Source organism: Micromonospora sp. DT4, assembly GCF_049841675.1.
Classification (GTDB): Bacteria; Actinomycetota; Actinomycetes; order Mycobacteriales; family Micromonosporaceae; genus Micromonospora.
Genome location: NZ_JBNCKT010000056.1, coordinates 18,594 through 36,859, shown reverse-complemented (window position 1 = coordinate 36,859; position 18,266 = coordinate 18,594). Strand labels below are relative to the sequence as shown.

Genomic DNA, 18,266 nt, shown 5'->3' with positions numbered 1-18,266 from the left:
CGCTGCGGGTCTACGCTGCGACCCGCGGCCACCGCAAGATCTGAAGTTTTGTCCACAACAGACTCAAGATCACGCGGTGGCCGTCCTGTTCCCGCCCGCCTCAGCCATGATCACGAAGTACGGCTGCCGTATTAGGTGTGAGGAACGGCTTCAGTGGACGTTCATGTTCAAGTACCAATCGTTGGCGGGCATCTCGGACGGGATCGGACCCCGGATGATGACTACCTGACGGTGATGATGTTGTCCGCTGGACTGGCCGGCATCGTTCAGCGGAGGAGACAGGCGGCGGGCGGGCCGGCGAAGGAGGCGGGGTTGTTGCCGGCCCCGTGGCGGGTGGGCTTCTCGCGTCTGTGGTGGCGCTTCGCCGACCAGGCTCTGCAGCCGCTCGACAGTGACCTCGCCCTGTTGGAGCTCTGTGCGCAGCCGCTGGCGACGTGGCCTGTGCAGCTTGACCTGTCGATCACTGACCTGCAGAACAATCTGTTGGCCGACGGTGACCTGTCCGAGTTCGCGGAGCAGGGTTCTCGGCTCGCGCGGCACGACGTGGAGGCCGAGTGGACCGAGAACCAGGTACACCTGGCGCTGCGGGAAGCCGCAGCCGCGAACGGCTCCTCGGACGAGGAGATCGGGGAGGCGTACGCGGTGCTTCGGCGCTACCTCATCGACCACGCGGTCGTCGCCGACCGTGAGGTTCGCGGCCTTGAGCGGCGTTTCCCGGCGACGGACAACAGCGGACAGACGCACGTCCACCGGCTGATCAGCCTCGCCTACCACTCGAGGCCCGCCCGGGCGCCGCAGGAGTACATCCTGTGCCCATCGTGCCGCAACGTGCTGGCCGATGCCTCGGCGTGTTGCGCGACCGCGGGTTGTCCCGGGGGTTCACCGGAGACGTGGACGGCCGTGCCGACGGCAGTGGTCTACGAGCAACACCGGGCGACGCGCAAGTACATCCACGACCCGGGCCTAGTGGAGGCGCGGATCATCGACGCGCTGTCGGTCGACTCGCTGGCGCCGACGGTCAGGGTCACTCCGTACCCGGGAGTCGACGCGCTGGACGTGTTGATCGAGTTCCTGCGCCCAGGCGCCGGCGGGGTGCCGGAGGTTGCCGAGACCTGGGGCGTGGACGCGAAGGACCAGGTCAGCGCGCGGCTGTTGGGCCGGGGATTTACCTGGCCGCAGGCACCGGCGTGTGACCGGCGGTACCTGGCGCTTCCCGCTCACCGGGCGGTGCAGCCGGGTTACATCAGCGACTTGGAGGCCGAACTCGACGGGCGGGTCGCGGGCGTGCACGTGATCGACGAGAACCAGCTGGTGGCTCGGGCCAAGGAGCGGGCGAAGGAGTTGGCCGCGTGAGAGAAACCTCGTCGTGGCGCGACAGCTTGATGAAGCAGATGCGCCGGGAGCAGTTCCCGGAGGCGGTGATGGCTCGGGACGCGTTCTGCCGGGTCGAGCTGGGGCTGCACTTCCTGACAAAGCACTTCCCGGGCGAGCCAGTGGGGGCGCTGCAGCCGCTGCTGTCCGGGTACGTCGACCTGCCGCCCGAGCTCGTGGCGGAGTGCCGGCGGGTGCGACACCGCATGGGTGACGTGGCCCGGCGCGGCTACTGGCGCAGGCTGCTCAACCACTACCTGCGGGTGCCGCAGGAATGGCGGCGCTTCGCCCGCACGGACGCCGCGGACGGGCAGGTCAACGACAAAACCGTGTTCACCGTCGCAGGCTCGGCGCTGTGCCAGGACCGCGTGGCGACGTACGACGCGGCGCTGGCTGACCCCCTGCAGTACAGGCTGACCCCGCCCCGGCCGCCGGCACCGGCCGGGCGGCGGTACGAGTTCCGCGTCGGAGACAGCGTCGAGGTGATTCACCTGCCGTCGACGCTGCCGCCGGCCCCGCCCGTCGCGCGGCTTCCCCTCATGGCCCGCCGCTCCCGGGAACCCTGGACGGTGTCGTTCGAGAAGGAGCTGCTGGAGACGGCGAGGGAGATCGACCGCAGGCTCGTCGGCAAGCCGCACATCACGAACCGGAACTGGCACAAGCGCCTGACGGAGAACATGCGCTTCAGCTCCGTCGACCGCAACGGCCCCGGCCTGGTCGACAGACCCGAGACCTTCGTCCTCGACGGCGTGTCCCACATCGTCGGGCTCATGAACTCGGGCAAGACCACCCTCACCGACGTGTTGGCGGTCAACCGGGTGCTGAAGCACGGCAACCGGGTCGGGATGGTCCTGGGCTCGGTCGGTGACGTCTACGCCAAGGTGTCGTTCCTCCGGTCGATCGGCATCGACGCCGTGCCCCTGATCGGGCGGAGCAACCGCGCCGAGCACGCCGCACGGTACTGGCGCTCCGCGATCGAGGAATCTCCCGTCCTCGTGCCCGACGACGACAACCCTGCCGACCCGGCTGCCGCCTACGCCAACGCCTCCTGCCTGCTGGAACCCTTCCGGCGCTCGGCCAACCCCGACTGGAAGCCGCTGGAGCCGAACGAGTTCCCGTGCCACGGCAAGCTCCGCGACGCCGAGGCAGATGAGCCGGCCGCCTACGACTGCCCGCTGCTGTCGATCTGCCCGGCGCAGAAGGCTCACCGCGAGATCGCCAACGCGCAGGTCTGGGTCACCACCGCGCAGTGCCTCATCGCCAGCCGCGCTGAACCGGCTGACGCGTCCATGCGCTGGTTCGAGGCCTTCCAGCCGCACACCGACCTGCTCGTCATCGACGAGGCGGACGCTGTCCAGCAGGTGCTGGACTCCCGGTTCGTGCAGACCGAGCCCTTGGTGGCCGCGGGCAAGGGCTGGACGCACCGGATGGTCCAGTACACCAACGCCGCCCTGGACAACCAGAGCATGGCGCCGGCGGCCGACGACGAGGTCGACCGCTGGCACACGCAGCTGCAGATCCACCAGAACGCGGTCTTCGTCCTGAACCGGCTGGCCCTGTCGCCGCCCGGGCAGCGGCTGAAGGAGTTGCTCGGCGACGCGCCGTTCACGGCGCACTCGCTGTTGCGCCGCGTCGCCCGGACCCTGTTCGGGCTGCCCTCGCGCGGCGAGGGGGACAAGCGCGTCGAGGACCTCGCCGACGACTTCTACCGCCACGAGCTGCAGGAATTCGCGGAGACCCCCCTGAGCGAGCAGCCGCACAGCCTCGACGAGGTCGTCGCCCAGGTGACCCGCCAGCCACGGACAGACGCCGCAGTGGCGCTGGCCATCGACAACTGGCTCGACCGGTGGCTGGAGCCGAACATCAAGGCAGGGCATGTGCGCCGCGAATGGTTCGACCAGCGTCGCGGCCTGCTGCGCCTGGTCGTCGAGGCAGCCATCTGCGCCGGCCGCATCACCACGACGTTCTTCACCATGACGACGATGTACCCATCGGTGCGGGAACATCTGCAACTGCCCGACGAGGAAACCTTCTGGGCCGACCAGCCGCCACGCGACTACCGGCCGATCGTCCCCGAGGCCCCGATGGGCAACATCCTCGCCCTGCGGTGGGCCGACAGCCGCAACGGCGGCGCGTCGCTGCAACTGCTGTGGGTCCACGGAGTCGGCCGGTGGCTGCTACACCACGCGCACGACCTCCTCGCCTGCGAGGGCGTTCAGGGCCCCCACGTCGTTCTGACCTCTGCCACCAGCTGGGCACCCGGATCGTCGTTCTACCACATCCCCATCGAGCCCACCGCCGTGCTGCGCCCACCCCCCGAGGACGAGACCGCCCTGCGCCAATCCCACATGGCAGTCAAAGCCCAGAGGAACGGCGCCGACCCGATCTTCGTGTCCGGCAAGACCGGCAGCCGGCGCCACGACGCCCTGCGGATGCTGGTCACCGCGCTGTGCCAGCCCGTCGACGGCCGCCCGCGCAGCCTCGTCGACGAGCTGCGGGCGAAGCTGCCCGAAGACCGGCGCAAGATTCTGTTCGTGGTCCTCTCCGGCGACGAGGCACGCACCGTCGGCGACCACATCAACGCCCGAGTACCCCAGCTCAGCGCGCGGATCGTCGTACCCGACGCCGCCGACCCCGGCGTCGGCGGCATCCAACGCCGTCTCGTCGGGCGCTTCGGCACGGGCGAGGAAGACATCCTCGTCGCCGCCGAAATGTCGATCCAGCGCGGCTACAACATCCTCAACGCCAACGACACCGCCGCCCTCGGCGCCGTCATCTACCTGACCCGCTCCCACCCGCCGCCCTTCGACCTGGCCTTCCCCCTGTCACTGGTGAGCCAGCTGGCCATGGACCACCTCCAACGGCCGCCGGCCGCAGAGCCTGGCGAAGTCGGCAGCCTCGTGAAGCAACTCCGCTCCACCGCTCGCAAGGTCTGGTTCGACGCCATCGGCCGCCCCATCCAGTTCCGCGCCCTCGACCCGCAGGACCGGCGCGTCTTCGTCGCCAACAACCTCGTCCCCATGAGCCAGACCATCGGACGCAGCATCCGGGGCAACCAGCCGACCACCGTGCTGCTGTGCGACGCGGCCTTCGCCGAACGACTCGCCGACCCCGAGGAGAAAACCGCGGACACGGCGCGTACCAGCATCGTCGTGGCCACCGACCAGTACCTTGGACAACTGCTGGCCACGCCCGCCGACGGCGCGAGCCAGCACCGCCTGCGAGAGCACGCCGTCAACACCGCCGTGTGGGGCCTGATGGGCCACCTGGTCCGCACCAACAACCCCCTGGGATCGAGGAGGACCCCCCGGTGACCGACACCGAGACCAGCGAGAACACGGCCAAACCACCCCGCAGGACCACCGGCGACCACCTGCGCCTGCTCGCGTTCGACATCGAGCCAGGCACCCGCTGGAACGTGGAGTGCGACGTCGCGGCGATTCCCGCCACCTGGTTCACCGAACTCGACAAGCAATGGCGCGCGAGGCCATTCGGCCGCCCCGGGCACTCGCTGCCCACCAGCAGCCTCAAAGAGCTCCTCTGCGGCATCGACCCGGCGATCATGTACGTCAACTGGGACCTGAGGTCGGACGACTTCATCGTCGCGTTCCCCGGCATCGACACGTACGTGGTCACCGACGCGATCGCCAGCTGGGCCACCACTGAGATCACCGACCAGGTCGACTGGTACCAGATGCTCAAGCCGGCCGACCTCGTCTTTGACCGCCGCTGCTTCAATCTCCTCGAATACGCCGTCCGCCCGAACGGCACCGCCGCGGTGGCCCGGCACGTCTACCAGATGCTGCCCTCGTTCCTCGCCAAGGAAGTCGTCGACCAGAAACTCGACCTGCTCGGCAAGGCCCGGCGCGACTTCATCCTCGGCCCCCCGAGAAGCGACGGCCGACGAAGCGCCGTCCTCTGGCCGCCCCAGCGAACCGACGACGACCGCGCCGGCCCCGGACTCGTCACCGCCAAGATCGATTTCCACGTGGAGACGGCACCCAACGTCCCCGTGCCGCGCATCCACGCCGACATCAGCATCAGCCGCTTCCCCCTCATGCCCGTGGCCTACGTGCCGTCAAGAGGCAAAGGCCCCACCTCGGCCACCATCTGGCTCCACGGACCTCAAGGCTTCCTCGGCCGCGACGACGAGCCCCACACCCTGCTGTCCGCGCCGGCACGCCAGATGCGGATCCCCGGCGGAGGCGGGCAGTGGCAGTGGAGCCCTGGCCTCGCCCGCGCCCTCGCGAAGCTCACCCAACTCTCGTTCCCCGACCCGCACAAGACCCTCGCCGACCCGGCCGCAGCCGCCGACCTGCTCGATGAACGCGCCATCCGCGCCTACTTCCTGTACAGCGAAGGCACTAAGAGCCAAGCGGCGGACGCCGACGCCACACCCAGCATGGACGCCGACGGCAACGAAACCAGACGAGCCAAGACACTTGTTCACGCCGCCAACACCGGCTTGGTCCCAGGAGACCACGTCGACGTCTACAACAGGCTGCGCGGCCTCCTCACCCAGCGCGGAATCCGGCCGCTGCCCGACCTCGAGCGTGTCGGCTCCCGCGCCACCCGAAAGATCAAAGCCGCGTTCGACCCGAACACCACGTACACCATCGAACTGTGGACGCAGAGCGACATCACTCGCGAGGCCGTACTTGCGACCCTGGAGCACCACTTCGGCCTCGCACGTGAGCCCGACCCGGCCGATAACGGCATGGTCCGCTTCCACGGTGACCTCAACATCACCGTCCGCCTGTGCAACGGCGCCGAGATCGGCGTCGGCGTCCAACCCGACCCGGACAAGAAGAAGACCGACGACGCCATGCTCCAGCTGCACACCAACCGGCTTGCAAGGGAGGTCCTCGGCGGGAGCACCGACCGCCTGGGGGCCATCGTCGAACTGCAGGACGCTGCCTTCTTCCAACGCGCCCGGCTCATCGACCCGAAACCCGGCCTGAAGAAGGCCTTCACCCGCACCAATCGGCGCCTGCAGTGCCTGCGACCAGCCCAGCTGTTCACCGAGCCGAAGACCTGGCCTGAGAACGCCAAACGGAAGAAGCCCGAGCCCTACCCCGGCACCCGGTTCGGGGCCGGCACCATCCTGCGCGTGGCGTCCGCCATCAACGACTGCCTGCGCCAGCTCGGCCGTTTCGGCCCCTACCACATGCCCGTCGGACTGCCCGACATCGAGCAGGTCGGGATCTGGCTACACCACGACGGCCCCACCTGCATCCCGATCGTCATCCGCCAACAACCCGACGGCGCCGCAACCGCCTACCTCCCCGGCGCAGATGGCAGCCCTTCTCACACCGTCCCTTACGCCGACCTACCCGCCCTTCTCGCCGATGGCAAAGGACGGATCGGCCCTGGCAGGCAACAGAAGCAGATCCTCGCCGGCTTCCTCGTCAACGTCCTGGGCATCGGCGGCACCGCCGACTCGGCAACCCACGACCGCATCATCATGGTCAGAGCCGCCGGATTCCGGAACTGGGGCTGGGACTGGATGCAGGACAAGCACCTGCGCCCCGACCAGCTGATCCTGCCCGGCGTCGACATCGAAGACGACGCCGACCTCCCCGAGACCAACGGACCGGACAAGACACCAGGCCTGCGCATCGTCCGCGTCCGAGACCGCTCCAGCACCATGGAAGTCCCCCGCGGTTTCGCCAATGACCTCGACAAGCACCACCCCAGGGTCAGCGGATTGTTCCGCGCTAGCGAACGCGTCTACTACTCCGTCAACCCCAAGTCCGACCAGATGCAAACTCCACACGGCCGCACGAAGCTCGACCCCGACATCCACACCAACTTCTCCGTGCAGGCGTCGAACCCGGTGCCCCTGGAGATCTGCGTCGCCCACCAACAGCCCAACGACGATCCGGCAGCCCTCGCCACTCTGGTGTCACTGCTGCGTAGAGCACATGCCCACACCGACCAGGCCACAAAATATCCGGGCGTTCTGCACCTCTGCTCGCTAGCGGACGAGTACCTGTGAGGCGCCCAACCGATCGGCGGGTTGCTGGAGCTACGGCTCCTCCCTTCGGCACCGGGGGCGGCTCCCGAGTTGGTGCACCGCCAGATTCCGGCTGAGGCTGAGCTACTCGGGGAGTCCGGACGGCTGCGTACTGGGCTATGCCTCAAGAGTGACTCGCGGGGCAGCTTGCGAGCCCGCGGCGACTACGACGAGCGGTCGGCCGACATGCCGGCCTGCTGCGCGAACCCGAGGCAAGAGCATCGTCAGCGGCGACGTTCATCGTAGGCGATGACCAAGTGCGCGGGAGGCATCGCACGCAGGCCCGGTAGAAACCGGTGGAGGGCAGCGCTGGCCTTGCCCGAGGTGCCGATCCAGCAGTCGCGGACCAGCCGGGAGAACGTCTCAGGGTCGATGCTGCGCTCCGGTGGGAAGCGCAGCATCTTGCCGCCGTCGCGCCCCAGATCCGGATCCGCATACATCAGCTGGACCAGCTCTGCGGGAAGATAATGCCCGTCGATCAGCTGATGATCGGTATGCAGCTTGGTCATCGGATGGGCGAACTTGACGAATGCGCTGGTACCGGCCAGCCGAAAGTCAGCGACCTTCGCGGGAGGGACGCCGTCCGGCCGGGTGCAGGCCAGCATCGCCTCGAGTTGGCCGAGCAGGCGATCGTTGCCATTGATCCGGTGGATCAGTCCTTTACTGTCACGGTCCAGCACCTTGTACTGCACGATAACGAAGGCGTCCGGCTCGCTGCGCCAGTAGACCAGGTCCGCGCCGGTCTGCGTTTCAGCCAGCTTGAAGTTGATGTTTTTAACCAGCAGCCGGCGCCCCTCGGACTGAAACTCCACCCAGCCGCCCTGCGACCGATGCTGCTCCCAGCCCTCGAAGGGAATGATGTCGTCCTGGATCAGGTCGTTCTCGTCCGGCCTCAGCTCTGCGACGAAAGCCGCCACCTCGGCTGACGGCTCGTCGGATAGCGGGACCGGCTCGAGGTCGCGCCAGTCCGGGGAGAACAGGCGAGCCGCGGTCATGTTGGCGTCCCGGGCTTCCTGCAGGGCGGGCCGCCCTGCGACCGCGGCGCCACCGGCCGGTGCGGGTGGGAGCAGCACGGACCGGACTATCTCGTCGAAGCCGGTGATCCGTTGCCGCAGCTGGCGAAGAGTCGCCTCGTCGGTGCTGGGCGGGATGGGCCTCGCCGACGCGTGCAGATTCCGCCGCCACCAGTGGGCCTCGTTGACCGGCAGCCCGCTGATGATGGCGTCCACCGGGATTGGTGTGGCCAGCACGGTCCAATTCCGGATCTCCAGATTGCGTACGCCGGTCGTCCCGCTGCCGAGCCTGCCGAGCGCGTGCGCCCGGGCCAGTGCCACCACCGCCCATCCGGAGCCCTGCGACCCGGGCAGGTCGACGTTGCCGATCAGCAGGGCCAGCTCGATCGTTTGGTGCTTCCAGTATTCGGCGGCGACCTCGCGGTCTAGGGAGTCAATGCGCCGGCGAGGCTCAGCCGCTTTCCGGACCGGTGCACGGCGAGCGCGCCGTGTTCCTTCTCGTGCCGACTCGAACGACTTGACCGCCGCCATCGGCATCGGCTGGAAAGTGGCATCGGACAGGACACCGTAGCGGACGAGCTCGACTTGCTCGGCCGTCAGTTGGATCAACGTCGACAACGGGTCAACCGCCCTTCGCGAGTGTGCGCCGTCTTGGTAGGCACCATACGGTTGCGACGATGCGGATCACGTTCGCCTTGCGGCTGCTGCGGTAGATGCGTTACTCGGCGCGGGTATGCGCAGTTTCCGTCAAGATTGAGCCGATGCGCGAACTCGACGTCGTGGTAACCGCAGGCGCTGACACCAACCGAAGCCGCAAGGCTGAGCTGGGAGGGAGGTGGGCGCTGCGCGGCTCCCCGAGGGTTCATGGTGACCGATGTGGTCGTCAACCTGGTGGACACCGGTGTCGGGATGTCTACGAAGCCGTGGCACACGCGGTGCGCTCCCGGCCGGGGCTTCGGGTTCTGGCCGAGTTGCGGTTCAACAGAGACCGGTCAGCACGTACGCCAAGAACATCATCATGCAGGCCGCTCGAACAGCCGGATGGGACGCCGAACCGGAGGCGCGTGAAGACGGTTGGGTCGTCGACGTTTTGGCCAGCAGAGGGACCAGCAGGTTCGCCTTCGAAGTCCAGTGGAGCGCGCAGACCCGGGACCGGTTCGAACACCGTCAGCAACGGTATGCCGCAGACGGTGTCCACGGCGTGTGGTTCAGTCGGTGCGAGCGCAGCGTCCCGCTTCCCAGCCGTGACCTGCCCGTGTTCCGCACCGCCTTTGCTGCCGACAGTGTCACCACGGTCGTCAACGGCACCGCGATGCCGTTGGCCGACGCCGTCATCGGTCTGCTCACCGGCCGCGGACTGATCCTTACTGCCCAGGCCGCCGCCGGTGACCTGTGGTTGTCCGACGGGTCCCGCGTCGACCTCGCGGAGGTCGTCATCCCGAGCGGCAACCTCATTCGCCTGCGGCCTCGCCCCGCCTGCGCCGGCACGGCCGAGTTCCTGCACGATCGGCAGGCGAGGCGCTTCGGTCAGCTCGGCCAGGAGTCCCTCAGCCGCCTGCGGGTTGCCGTGGTCGGCCTCGGCGGGGTCGGCAGTATCCTCGTCGAATTCCTCGCCCGCCTCGGCGTCGGCGGCCTTGTCCTGATCGACGACGACATCGTCAACGAGACGAACCTGCCCCGGCTGCTCGCCGCCGAACGCGACTATGTCGGCCGGTCGAAGACCCTTCCCGCGGTCCGGAACGCCCGTCGGGCGAACCCAGATATCGGCCTGACGGTGATGGCGGAACGGGCCGAGACCAGCACGGCGCGACAGTCGTTGAACTTCTGTGCCTGAATCTTCCTCGCCGCGGACAGCCACTCCGCCAGGTAGTGGGTCAACGCCGCCGCTAACCAGTACCTGATCCCCACGACGCAGATCGGCGTCAAGATCCCCGTGAACGACGACGACCGCGTCGTCGGCGAGATCCACGCTGTCAACCGGTTCATCGTTCCGGGGGGCGGCTGCATGTAGTGCAACGGCCGCCGCCAGCGCAGTAACCCATTCCTTCGCAGCCGTTGGAGCGGCCCTACCGCGAGCTCTGACGACGGCGGCGCTCAAACGTGCTCGCGACGACCTTCATGCTCAGCCTTCTTGCCTGAGCTCGAGCTTGAGGCCGAGGGCCCGCGCGATCTTGGCGATGGTCGCGGTCGTGACGTCGTTGTTCGCCTCGACGCGCGCGATTGTCGGGCGCGACACCCCGGACTTTTCGCCGAGCTCTCCCTGAGACCATCCCTGCCTCTTGCGGGCCTCCCGAATGATGTTGCCGAAGCTCGCCTCGTTCATACCCCTTACACCTCGGCCTCAGAGCCCGAGTCAGGGTCGGAGCGATGCTGGGCGTGGAGCGCATCCGCAGCGATGTCCGTGATCTGCCCGATGAACGCTGGGTCCGTCATGTAGGACTGGATCTCATTGGCCTCGTTGACCGTCTTCAGCACGGCGAGTCCGACGGCACCGCTGAATCCGTCAGACGCCTTGAGCTGCGCGACGGTGTTGTTCTTTGCCATCGCCACCGCCTCCTCGTTCGCGTCGAGGAAGCCCCAAAACGTCGTGATGAAGCCCGAGACGCTCTCGGGGCTCACGTCGACGCCCTTGGCCTTGAACATCTCGTTGACCTTGTCGATGGCCTCGCCCAGCGGGCCACGCTTCGGCGCGGCGCCTCCCCTGTGCTCGCCGTCGAAGTTCGGCAGCCGGATGCCTTCGCCGTCCCCCTCGCTCAGCGAGTGGTCCTCCTCGATCGCGGAGGGCACGAGCTTGACGCCGGAGAGCTGCACGCCGTCGAGGAAGCTGTCGTCGCGGTCATCACTATCTATGTGGAGGTTGCGGACCAGCAGGGTCGCAAGGATCGCTCGACGGTGCAGCTCCGGGTCCTGGTAGTCGACGATCTGGCTGAGGAACTGCCAGGCGTTGCGGTAGGCGAGCACGTCGGCGCGGAAGGACTCCAGATGCTCCTTCTGCGCCTTGTCTTTGGCTAGAACCGCCTGGCGCCACTGGCCGCTCCAGCGGTTCTTGATCGGCGACAGGGCCTTAGCGATCGCCTCGCCGCCGGCATCATTGAGGAAGGCGTCGGCGACGGCGTTCATCTCCTCATGGGTGTAGAGCCCGGCTGTGTCGAGGCGCTCCCCCACTGTGATCAGCGCATTGGGGTCGACGTCGCCGTCGACATGCGCGTCGGCGTAGTAGAGCTTGAAGTCCTCTTGGACGCTCGCCGGAGTGTTGCGGAAGTCGACGACCATCGGCGCAGTCTTGCCGGGGCAGATCCGGTTGAGCCTGGAGAGAGTCTGCACGGTGGCGACCCCGGAGAGCTTCTTGTCCACGTACATCGCCATGAGGCGCGGCTCGTCGAAACCGGTCTGGAACTTGTTCGCGACGATGAGGACGCGGTAGACGCCCTGCTCGCGGAATGCCCGACCAACGTCGCTGACGCCGTTCAACGACACCTCGGTAACGATTTCTTCGTTCTCGTCAGTGAGAGATCCGGAGAACGCTGTGAGGGTGTGCAGACTATAGCCCTTCTCGGCGATGTAGGCGTCCATCTTCCGCGACCAGCTCAGCGCTTCCATGCGCGAGTTGGTGATCACCATTGCTCTCGCTTCGCCGCCGAGCATGTGCATGACGTTGCGTCGAAAGTGCTCGACGACGACCCGCACCTTCTGCGCGATCGCGGTCGGGTGAAGCCTCGCGTAACGGACGATGCTCGAGACTGCCTCGCCGGTGTTGACCTGGACCTCGCTCTCCAACTCCCCGCCCTCAAGAATGCTCTTCACCCGGAGGAACATGTCGTACGTCGAGTAGTTGGACAGCACGTCGAGGATGAAGCCCTCCTCGATCGCCTGGGCCATCGTGTACGTATCGAAGGCCTCCCAGCGGCCGTCGCGCTCAGTGCCGAACAGGCGCAGCGTCTTCGCCTTCGGGGTCGCAGTGAGCGCGATGAAGGTGATGTTGCTGGAGGCCGCGATGGCCGAGTCCTTGGCCATCAGGAGATCGTCAGCGCCGATGTCGTCCTCCCCTGCGTCCAGCTCGACATCGGCGAGCAGCTCCTTGAGCTGGCGCGAGGTGGAGCCCGACTGCGAGGAGTGCGCCTCGTCCGCGATCACGGCCCAGTGCCTGCCACGCAGTTCCTGGGTGTCTTCGATAAGCTTCATGACCTCAGGAAAGGTCTGCAGAGTGCAGGTGATGATGTGGTCGCCGTCGAGTAGTGCCTTCTTCAGTTGCGGCGACTTCGCGCCGGATTTCTCGCCAACGGCGACCACGAGGCCCTTGCTCGACTGCACAAGGTGCATGTCATCGCGGATGTTTTCGTCGAGGGCCGTCCGGTCGGTGACAACGATGACCGAGTCGAACGTCGACTTCGAGTCGGCGCTCATGTGGCGGATCAGGCGGTGGCTTAGCCACGCGATCGTCTTGGTCTTGCCCGAGCCCGCCGAGTGCCAGATCAGGTAGCGCTTGCCGGTGCCGTTCGCCTCGATATCGGCGACCACGCGCTCGACGGCACGCAGCTGGTGGAACCGGGGAAAAACGAGGCGACCTTCGTCCTTCTTGCCCGGCTTCCCCGGCTCGAAGAGCGCGAAGTCCTTGAGGATACGCATGAAGGTCGGGCGGGCGAGGATCTCGCGCCACAGGTAGTTAGTCGACGAGCCGGTGGCCGACGGTGGGTTGCCCTCGTGGCCATCATTACCCTGGTTGAAGGGCAAGAACACCGTGTCCCCGCCCTGCAGCTTCGTCGTCATGTAGACCATGTCGTTGGAGACCGCGAAGTGCACGAGCGCGCGGCCCGGCGCGAGCAGCGGACGGCCCCTCCCCGGCTTGCGGTCCTCTTTGTACTGGCGGATCGCGTGGTTGACGGTCTGCGTGTTGTCGGTTTTGACCTCGAGCGTGACGACCGGCAGGCCGTTGGCGAGGAGCACGACGTCTATGCTCTCGTTGGTCTTTGTGTCGAACCGCACCTGACGCAGGATCCGTAGCCGGACCGAGTCGGCCGCCTCGACGACCTCGATCAGGTTTGGATTAGCCGGCGGGAATGCCATGATCGGGCCGAACTTCGCGGCTGGACGGCCGATCTGGGCGTATGAGAAGCCCTTGCGCAGCACGCCGAGCAGACCGCCGACCGGGTGCCCGGTCGTCGGGTCCATCCTCGTGGTCTTGCTGAGCTCCTTGGTGATGTGCTCGAGGAGCCTCCGCTCCGCGTCGGTCTTCTGCTCACCGACCAGGTTGCCGGGGACGGCCTTCTCGTACTCGTCCGGGTACTGCGTATTGAGCCAGTGCAGCACGTCGGCCGGCACCATCGCGAGGCCGACGTCCCAGCCCGTCGGCTTCCCGTCGTCCTCGTACAGCCAGCCGCGCTCGGTCAGCTCGGAGCAAAGGTTCTCCTCGAACTCTCGCTCCATCAGCTGGGCATGGCTCATGCTTTAACCCCTCGGTCGATCAGGATGTTGGTGATCAGCGTTCCTCGCCGTTCGATCAGGAGCCGGCGAAGAGTAGAGACCTTGTCCAGCATGCGATCGATACTCGCCGTCACTTCGTCGAGTTGGTCTGCGATCCGCTTCTGTTCCTCGAGCGGGGGAAGCGGAAGTGGAGTCATATCGAGGGCCGTCTTTGTAACCCGCTGAGCGTTCGGGCGAACCCCTGTGCCGATTGTTCCGAAGTAATCGACGTAGCGAGGGCTGCGTAGTAGGTGATGGACGTAGCGGGGATAGAAGCGCGGCGAGATCCAGAAGGCCTTGTAGTCAGGGCTGATGTAGCCCATCAGCGACGAGACCCCCAGTCCACCATGGTTGAGCCACATCATGTTGGCGGCCAGTTGGTTCGGTCGAACCACTCGGTAGTTCGACACGTCCAACGAAGCCTGCTGCCCGTCGGTGCGGGTGTTCAGTTCGACACCGCGGTACTCCGAGATCGAGAGCAACGGGCCGACCGGGTCGGCGCCGTTCCTCTCAGTGCTCTCGAAAAAGTCATAGCCGAACTTTGTGCGCCCCCAGTGCTCCGGAACTCCCTGCAGCGGAGAGCGCGCGCCTTCCACCTTGCTGGAGTAGCCGTCGATCAACCCGAATACTGCAGCCGTGTCCGCAGTTCGCTGACGAAGAGCATCGGAAAGTTTGTCGAGCGTCGCGATCATACTGTCGACCTTCGCAAGGCTGGCTGCGATCTCGCGCTGCGTGTCGATGTCAGGCAAGAAAACACGCATAGAATCGAGCATCTCGGGTTGCAGATCCCACTGATTGGGGCGAATGCCCTTCGAGATGCTAGCGTAGAAGCCGATGCAGTGAACCGAGCGCAACGCGTAATGGAGAAAGCGCGGATCGTCATCCGTCTGCGGCTTGTAAACAAAGTACGCCGGGGAGACGATTCCTCGGAGCGAAGAAACACCCAGCGAGCCCTGCCATGTCTTCATCTTGTTCAGCACTAGATCGCCAGGTTCGACGAGCTGATACGCCGACATGTCCTCGCCGGCGCGGTTCCAGTTGTCATTGCGCTCAGACTTCTTGATCACTCCGTAATCGCGATATACCGACAGAAGCTCCTCAGCCGGGAAGCCCGTCTTCTTGTCACGTTTATAGAGGGTCCAGAAGGGAACTGACTTCCAACCCACCGCCTGCGTCATGATTCGTGCACCACTGCAAACATGGCGGCGAGTTCGCCCATGAGCTGGGAAATATCGGCATCGATCTCCGCGAGAGCACGTGGCTCCTTCGGCGAGTAGAAGGCTCGCTTAAACGCGATCTCGTTGCCATGCTTGGCCTTGGTCGTGTCCCAGCGGGCGTCTGGGACAAACGGTAGCACTTCGCGCTCCATGTGCTCTGTGACATCTTCGGTCATCGGGACGCGTTCAGTGATCTTCCACCCGTCGGCGATGACTGGTCTCCCCTTGCGGTCAACTGCAGGGAGCGCTGACTCGTCGGGCACGGCCATCGCTTCCATGACGGCGTCGACCAGGCCCAGCGGAGCCTTCAGACCTGCCGCCTTCGCAGCCTGCGGGAAGGTCTTAGGCAGCTCGTTCCAATCCGTCCCGTCAAGCGATCGAAGTAACTCAACGTGAGCATCGGTGAACTCACGACGGGCCCGGAGCGCCTCGACCGCCTCGTCGCTGAACCGTGCTGCCAACCGCGCCTGCTTGAAGACCGGGATGTCCTGGAACATAAAATCTTCGGGCGTCAGGATGCGCGAGATGGCGGGATCGGCGTTCTCGAAGGCTTCGTACGCCTTGACCAAGATCTCCCGGTGCTGCTGGAGCATCTCCCGACGCTTCTCGCCCATGGGCCTGCGCAGCAGAGTCCAGTGTTCCGATCCCTCGATCAGCTGGATCTTGCCACGGCGATCAGGGTCCTTATTCGTATCCAAGAACCAGACGTAGGTCGCGATGCCGGTTCCATAGAACATGTCGGCGGGCAGGGAGACGATCGCGTCGATGAGGTCCTCTTCGAGTAACCACTGCCGGATCGCGCTGGGACCCTTGTCGGCTGCGAATAAAGGAGACGCATTGGAGACGACGGCTGCGCGACCGCCTTGGCCGTCCCTTGACGCAGGGGTGAGCTTGGAGGCGCAGTGAGCTAGGAAGAGCATCTGGCCGTCAGCGGTACTTGGGAGGCCGCGGCTGAATCGGGAGCCAGGTGTCTTCGCCTGATCACGCACCGACTTCTCGTCCGCAGACCAGTCAGTGCCGAACGGAGGGTTTGAGAGCACGTAGTCGAAGGTCTGCTCCGCGTAGAGGTCCTCAACGAGGGTGTTGCCCTGCTTGATCGCGTCCGGGCGGCCGCCCTGGATGAGCAGGTCCGCCTTGCCGAGGGCGTACGCGGATGGCATGAGCTCCTGCCCGTAGAGCGTGACGTCGATCGTTTCGTTCATGCGCCGCAGCGCTTCTTGAGCGATGAGCAGCATGCCTCCAGAGCCAGCCGTCGGGTCATAGATCGAGCGTGCCGTGCTCTCCCCAGCAAGGGTGTCGTCGTCGTTCGCGATCAGGATGTCGACCATCAGCTTGATGGCGTCGCGGGGGGTGTAAAAGTTGCCGGCAGCCTTGCCCTTCTTGTTGAAGGCCCGGTACATGACATCCTCGAAGACGTCGCCCATGCCCGTGTTGCTGAGGCTGCCAGGGCTGAGGTCGAGCGTGGAAAAGTGCTTGACGACGGCGTGGAGGCGGTTGGCGTCGGCGAGTACCTTCGCGCGCCGGTTGAAGTCGAACGAGACCCAGATGTCAGCGATGTTGTTTGAGAAGCCGTCGATGTAGCTCTTGAGGGACTTGTCCACGTTATCGTCCACCGACGCAATCGTCGCCAGGTCCAAAGGCGAGACATTGTAGAAGCCGAGACCGAACCGGTCCTTGACCGCTATGTCGATGAGGTGCTGGGGCAGGCCGGAGAACGCGTCGACATACTTGATGACGTCGTCTTTGCTGTCGGCAAGCATGCATTCCAGACGCCTGAGCACCGTGAACGGCAGGATGTAGTCGCCGTAGTCCTCCTCATCGACGATGTTGCGCAGGTACTTGTCGGCCGTGTCCCAGACGATCCGCGCCGTCGTCTTCCTAGATGCTGTCGACTCGGCCATGCGCACTCGTTCCTCATCGTCGCGGTAGTGTTTTGCATCAAGGACTTTACACGGAGCGCTGTATCAGAGATGTGACACCCTGCCTCATGTCCGAGGCGACCCGGATGCTCCCGGCACACCGATCGGCGACGACCGAGCAGGGATTATCCAACTCGGAAGCAGGCCTACTCAAGCTGGGGACTGTGATCATGGCTCGATGAGGGCTTGTCGGGTGTAGTGGCTGGTTATGGCTCTGGCTTGGCGGCGGCGTCGGCGGATGGACCAATGCAGCGGGTCGCAGCGTCGGCGGATGGGTTCGATGATCAGGGTGGGGAACAGGTGGCGTAGCTCGTTGACGGTCAGGTGGGATCAGCGCGACCGGCTGGTCGCGGTTGTGGTGCTCGGCGGTCGCGACGGCGAGGAACGCGTGGGCGAGGATCACCAGGGTGCTCCAGCGGTGCCAGGAGGTCCAGCAGCGGTTGTTGGTGCTAATCGAGGCCGAGGTCGGTCTCTACCATCGTGCTGGTCGACGGCGAATAGTAGGCCACGATGGCCGGAGTGCGGTGGTCAGCTGTTCACCGCAGCCGCCACCAGTGCCCCGCCGACCATGTACGGACCGAAGGCGATGCTGTGCGCACGGCGCAGCGCCCGGCGCGCCAGCGCTTCGGGGAGGGCGAGCACGAAGGGCAGTAGGCCGCCCAGGAACACCGCAGGCCAGCCGGTGGTGCCCAGTGCCGTGCCGAGCAGCGCGGCCAGCCGCACGTCACCCAGGCCCATTCCGCTGCCCGCCACGAGGACCAAGGCCAGGTACAGGCCGCCAAGCGCAGCCGCGGCGAGCGCGGCGGCGACCAGCGTATGGGCTTGGCCCGTGGTCGCTGCCTGGCCGGCCAGCATAACGCCGACGGCCAGGGCGGCGGCACTGATCACGGGGGTGGGCAGCCTGCGGACCGCGACGTCGACGGCGGCGAGCAGCACGCCAGCGTGCATCACTACCAGCCAGACCGCCAATAGAACCAGGCCGCCTGAGGCGTCGCGCAGAAGCCAGGCCAGGCCAGCGGAGGCAACAGCCAGCCCGATGCCGCACAACTCCGAGACGGCTACCAGCACCAGCGTATTCCTGGCGGGAACGCAGTTGGGTGCCGAGGTGCCGTCTCCGCCCGCCAGGGGCGGTGGCAGGGCCGCGCTGGCCTGCGATATGGCCATCAGCCAGATGTACGCGTGTGGCAGCGCAAAGCCGGAGAGAGCGCCACCGAAGAGCGCCAGCCCCAGTACCGTGGGATTCATCGACTGTCGCTGCGGTGGCGCGCGG

10 protein-coding genes are annotated in these 18,266 nt (G+C 66.2%); 4 read left to right on the top strand and 6 right to left on the bottom strand.

From position 1 onward, the window contains the following. Nucleotides 1-312: 312 nt before the first annotated feature. Genes ACLQ24_RS17280 through ACLQ24_RS17270 form a run of 3 tightly spaced genes read left to right on the top strand, consistent with a single transcriptional unit; the run spans nucleotide 313 to nucleotide 7,369 of the window. On the top strand, nucleotides 313-1,353 hold the full coding sequence (locus ACLQ24_RS17280; RefSeq protein WP_425892753.1) for a hypothetical protein: 1,041 nt from the start codon (nucleotides 313-315) through the stop codon (nucleotides 1,351-1,353). Continuing rightward, nucleotides 1,350-4,685, top strand: a complete 3,336-nt coding sequence (locus ACLQ24_RS17275) for a hypothetical protein (protein ID WP_425892752.1) — start codon at nucleotides 1,350-1,352, stop codon at nucleotides 4,683-4,685. Before ACLQ24_RS17280 ends, ACLQ24_RS17275 begins: the two co-directional genes overlap by 4 nt. After that, a complete protein-coding gene (locus tag ACLQ24_RS17270; RefSeq protein ID WP_425892751.1) occupies nucleotides 4,682-7,369 on the top strand; it encodes an RNaseH domain-containing protein in 2,688 nt (895 codons plus the stop codon). The genes ACLQ24_RS17275 and ACLQ24_RS17270 overlap by 4 nt, the downstream gene beginning before the upstream one ends. A 242-nt stretch (nucleotides 7,370-7,611) precedes the next feature. Here the strand turns inward: ACLQ24_RS17270 and ACLQ24_RS17265 are convergent, their stop codons facing one another. After that, on the bottom strand, nucleotides 7,612-9,018 hold the full coding sequence (locus ACLQ24_RS17265; protein WP_425892750.1) for a hypothetical protein: 1,407 nt from the start codon (nucleotides 9,016-9,018) through the stop codon (nucleotides 7,612-7,614). Between the two features lie 583 nt (nucleotides 9,019-9,601). Here ACLQ24_RS17265 and ACLQ24_RS17260 point away from each other — a divergent pair. Next, the gene (locus tag ACLQ24_RS17260) at nucleotides 9,602-10,234 is read left to right on the top strand and encodes a ThiF family adenylyltransferase (RefSeq protein ID WP_425892749.1); all 633 of its coding nucleotides are present in this window, start codon (nucleotides 9,602-9,604) and stop codon (nucleotides 10,232-10,234) included. 288 nt (nucleotides 10,235-10,522) lie between these two features. On the opposite strand, the gene ACLQ24_RS17255 is transcribed toward ACLQ24_RS17260, so the two are convergent. From ACLQ24_RS17255 to ACLQ24_RS17235, 5 genes are all read right to left on the bottom strand, one after another. Then, nucleotides 10,523-10,723 carry a helix-turn-helix transcriptional regulator gene (locus ACLQ24_RS17255; protein WP_396831871.1) on the bottom strand — a complete coding sequence of 67 codons (201 nt, stop codon included), beginning with the start codon at nucleotides 10,721-10,723 and terminating at the stop codon, nucleotides 10,523-10,525. A 5-nt stretch (nucleotides 10,724-10,728) separates the two neighbouring features. Beyond that, the gene (locus ACLQ24_RS17250) at nucleotides 10,729-13,842 is read right to left on the bottom strand and encodes a type I restriction endonuclease subunit R (protein ID WP_425892748.1); all 3,114 of its coding nucleotides are present in this window, start codon (nucleotides 13,840-13,842) and stop codon (nucleotides 10,729-10,731) included. Then, nucleotides 13,839-15,038, bottom strand: coding sequence for a restriction endonuclease subunit S (locus ACLQ24_RS17245; protein ID WP_425892747.1), 1,200 nt, complete (start codon nucleotides 15,036-15,038; stop codon nucleotides 13,839-13,841). Before ACLQ24_RS17245 ends, ACLQ24_RS17250 begins: the two co-directional genes overlap by 4 nt. Then, nucleotides 15,035-16,978: a type I restriction-modification system subunit M gene (locus ACLQ24_RS17240; protein WP_425892746.1), complete on the bottom strand. Its 1,944-nt coding sequence runs from the start codon at nucleotides 16,976-16,978 to the stop codon at nucleotides 15,035-15,037. Before ACLQ24_RS17240 ends, ACLQ24_RS17245 begins: the two co-directional genes overlap by 4 nt. Before the next feature lie 546 nt (nucleotides 16,979-17,524). Continuing rightward, nucleotides 17,525-18,241: a prepilin peptidase gene (locus tag ACLQ24_RS17235; protein ID WP_425892745.1), complete on the bottom strand. Its 717-nt coding sequence runs from the start codon at nucleotides 18,239-18,241 to the stop codon at nucleotides 17,525-17,527. Nucleotides 18,242-18,266 lie beyond the last annotated feature (25 nt).

Excerpts from the sequence above, each read along its gene's own strand:
- ACLQ24_RS17255 (WP_396831871.1), bottom strand. The coding sequence starts at position 10,723 with ATGAACGAGGCGAGCTTCGGCAACATCATTCGGGAGGCCCGCAAGAGG.
- ACLQ24_RS17250 (WP_425892748.1), bottom strand. The coding sequence starts at position 13,842 with ATGAGCCATGCCCAGCTGATGGAGCGAGAGTTCGAGGAGAACCTTTGC.
- ACLQ24_RS17245 (WP_425892747.1), bottom strand. The coding sequence starts at position 15,038 with ATGACGCAGGCGGTGGGTTGGAAGTCAGTTCCCTTCTGGACCCTCTAT.
- ACLQ24_RS17240 (WP_425892746.1), bottom strand. The coding sequence starts at position 16,978 with ATGGCCGAGTCGACAGCATCTAGGAAGACGACGGCGCGGATCGTCTGG.
- ACLQ24_RS17235 (WP_425892745.1), bottom strand. The coding sequence starts at position 18,241 with ATGAATCCCACGGTACTGGGGCTGGCGCTCTTCGGTGGCGCTCTCTCC.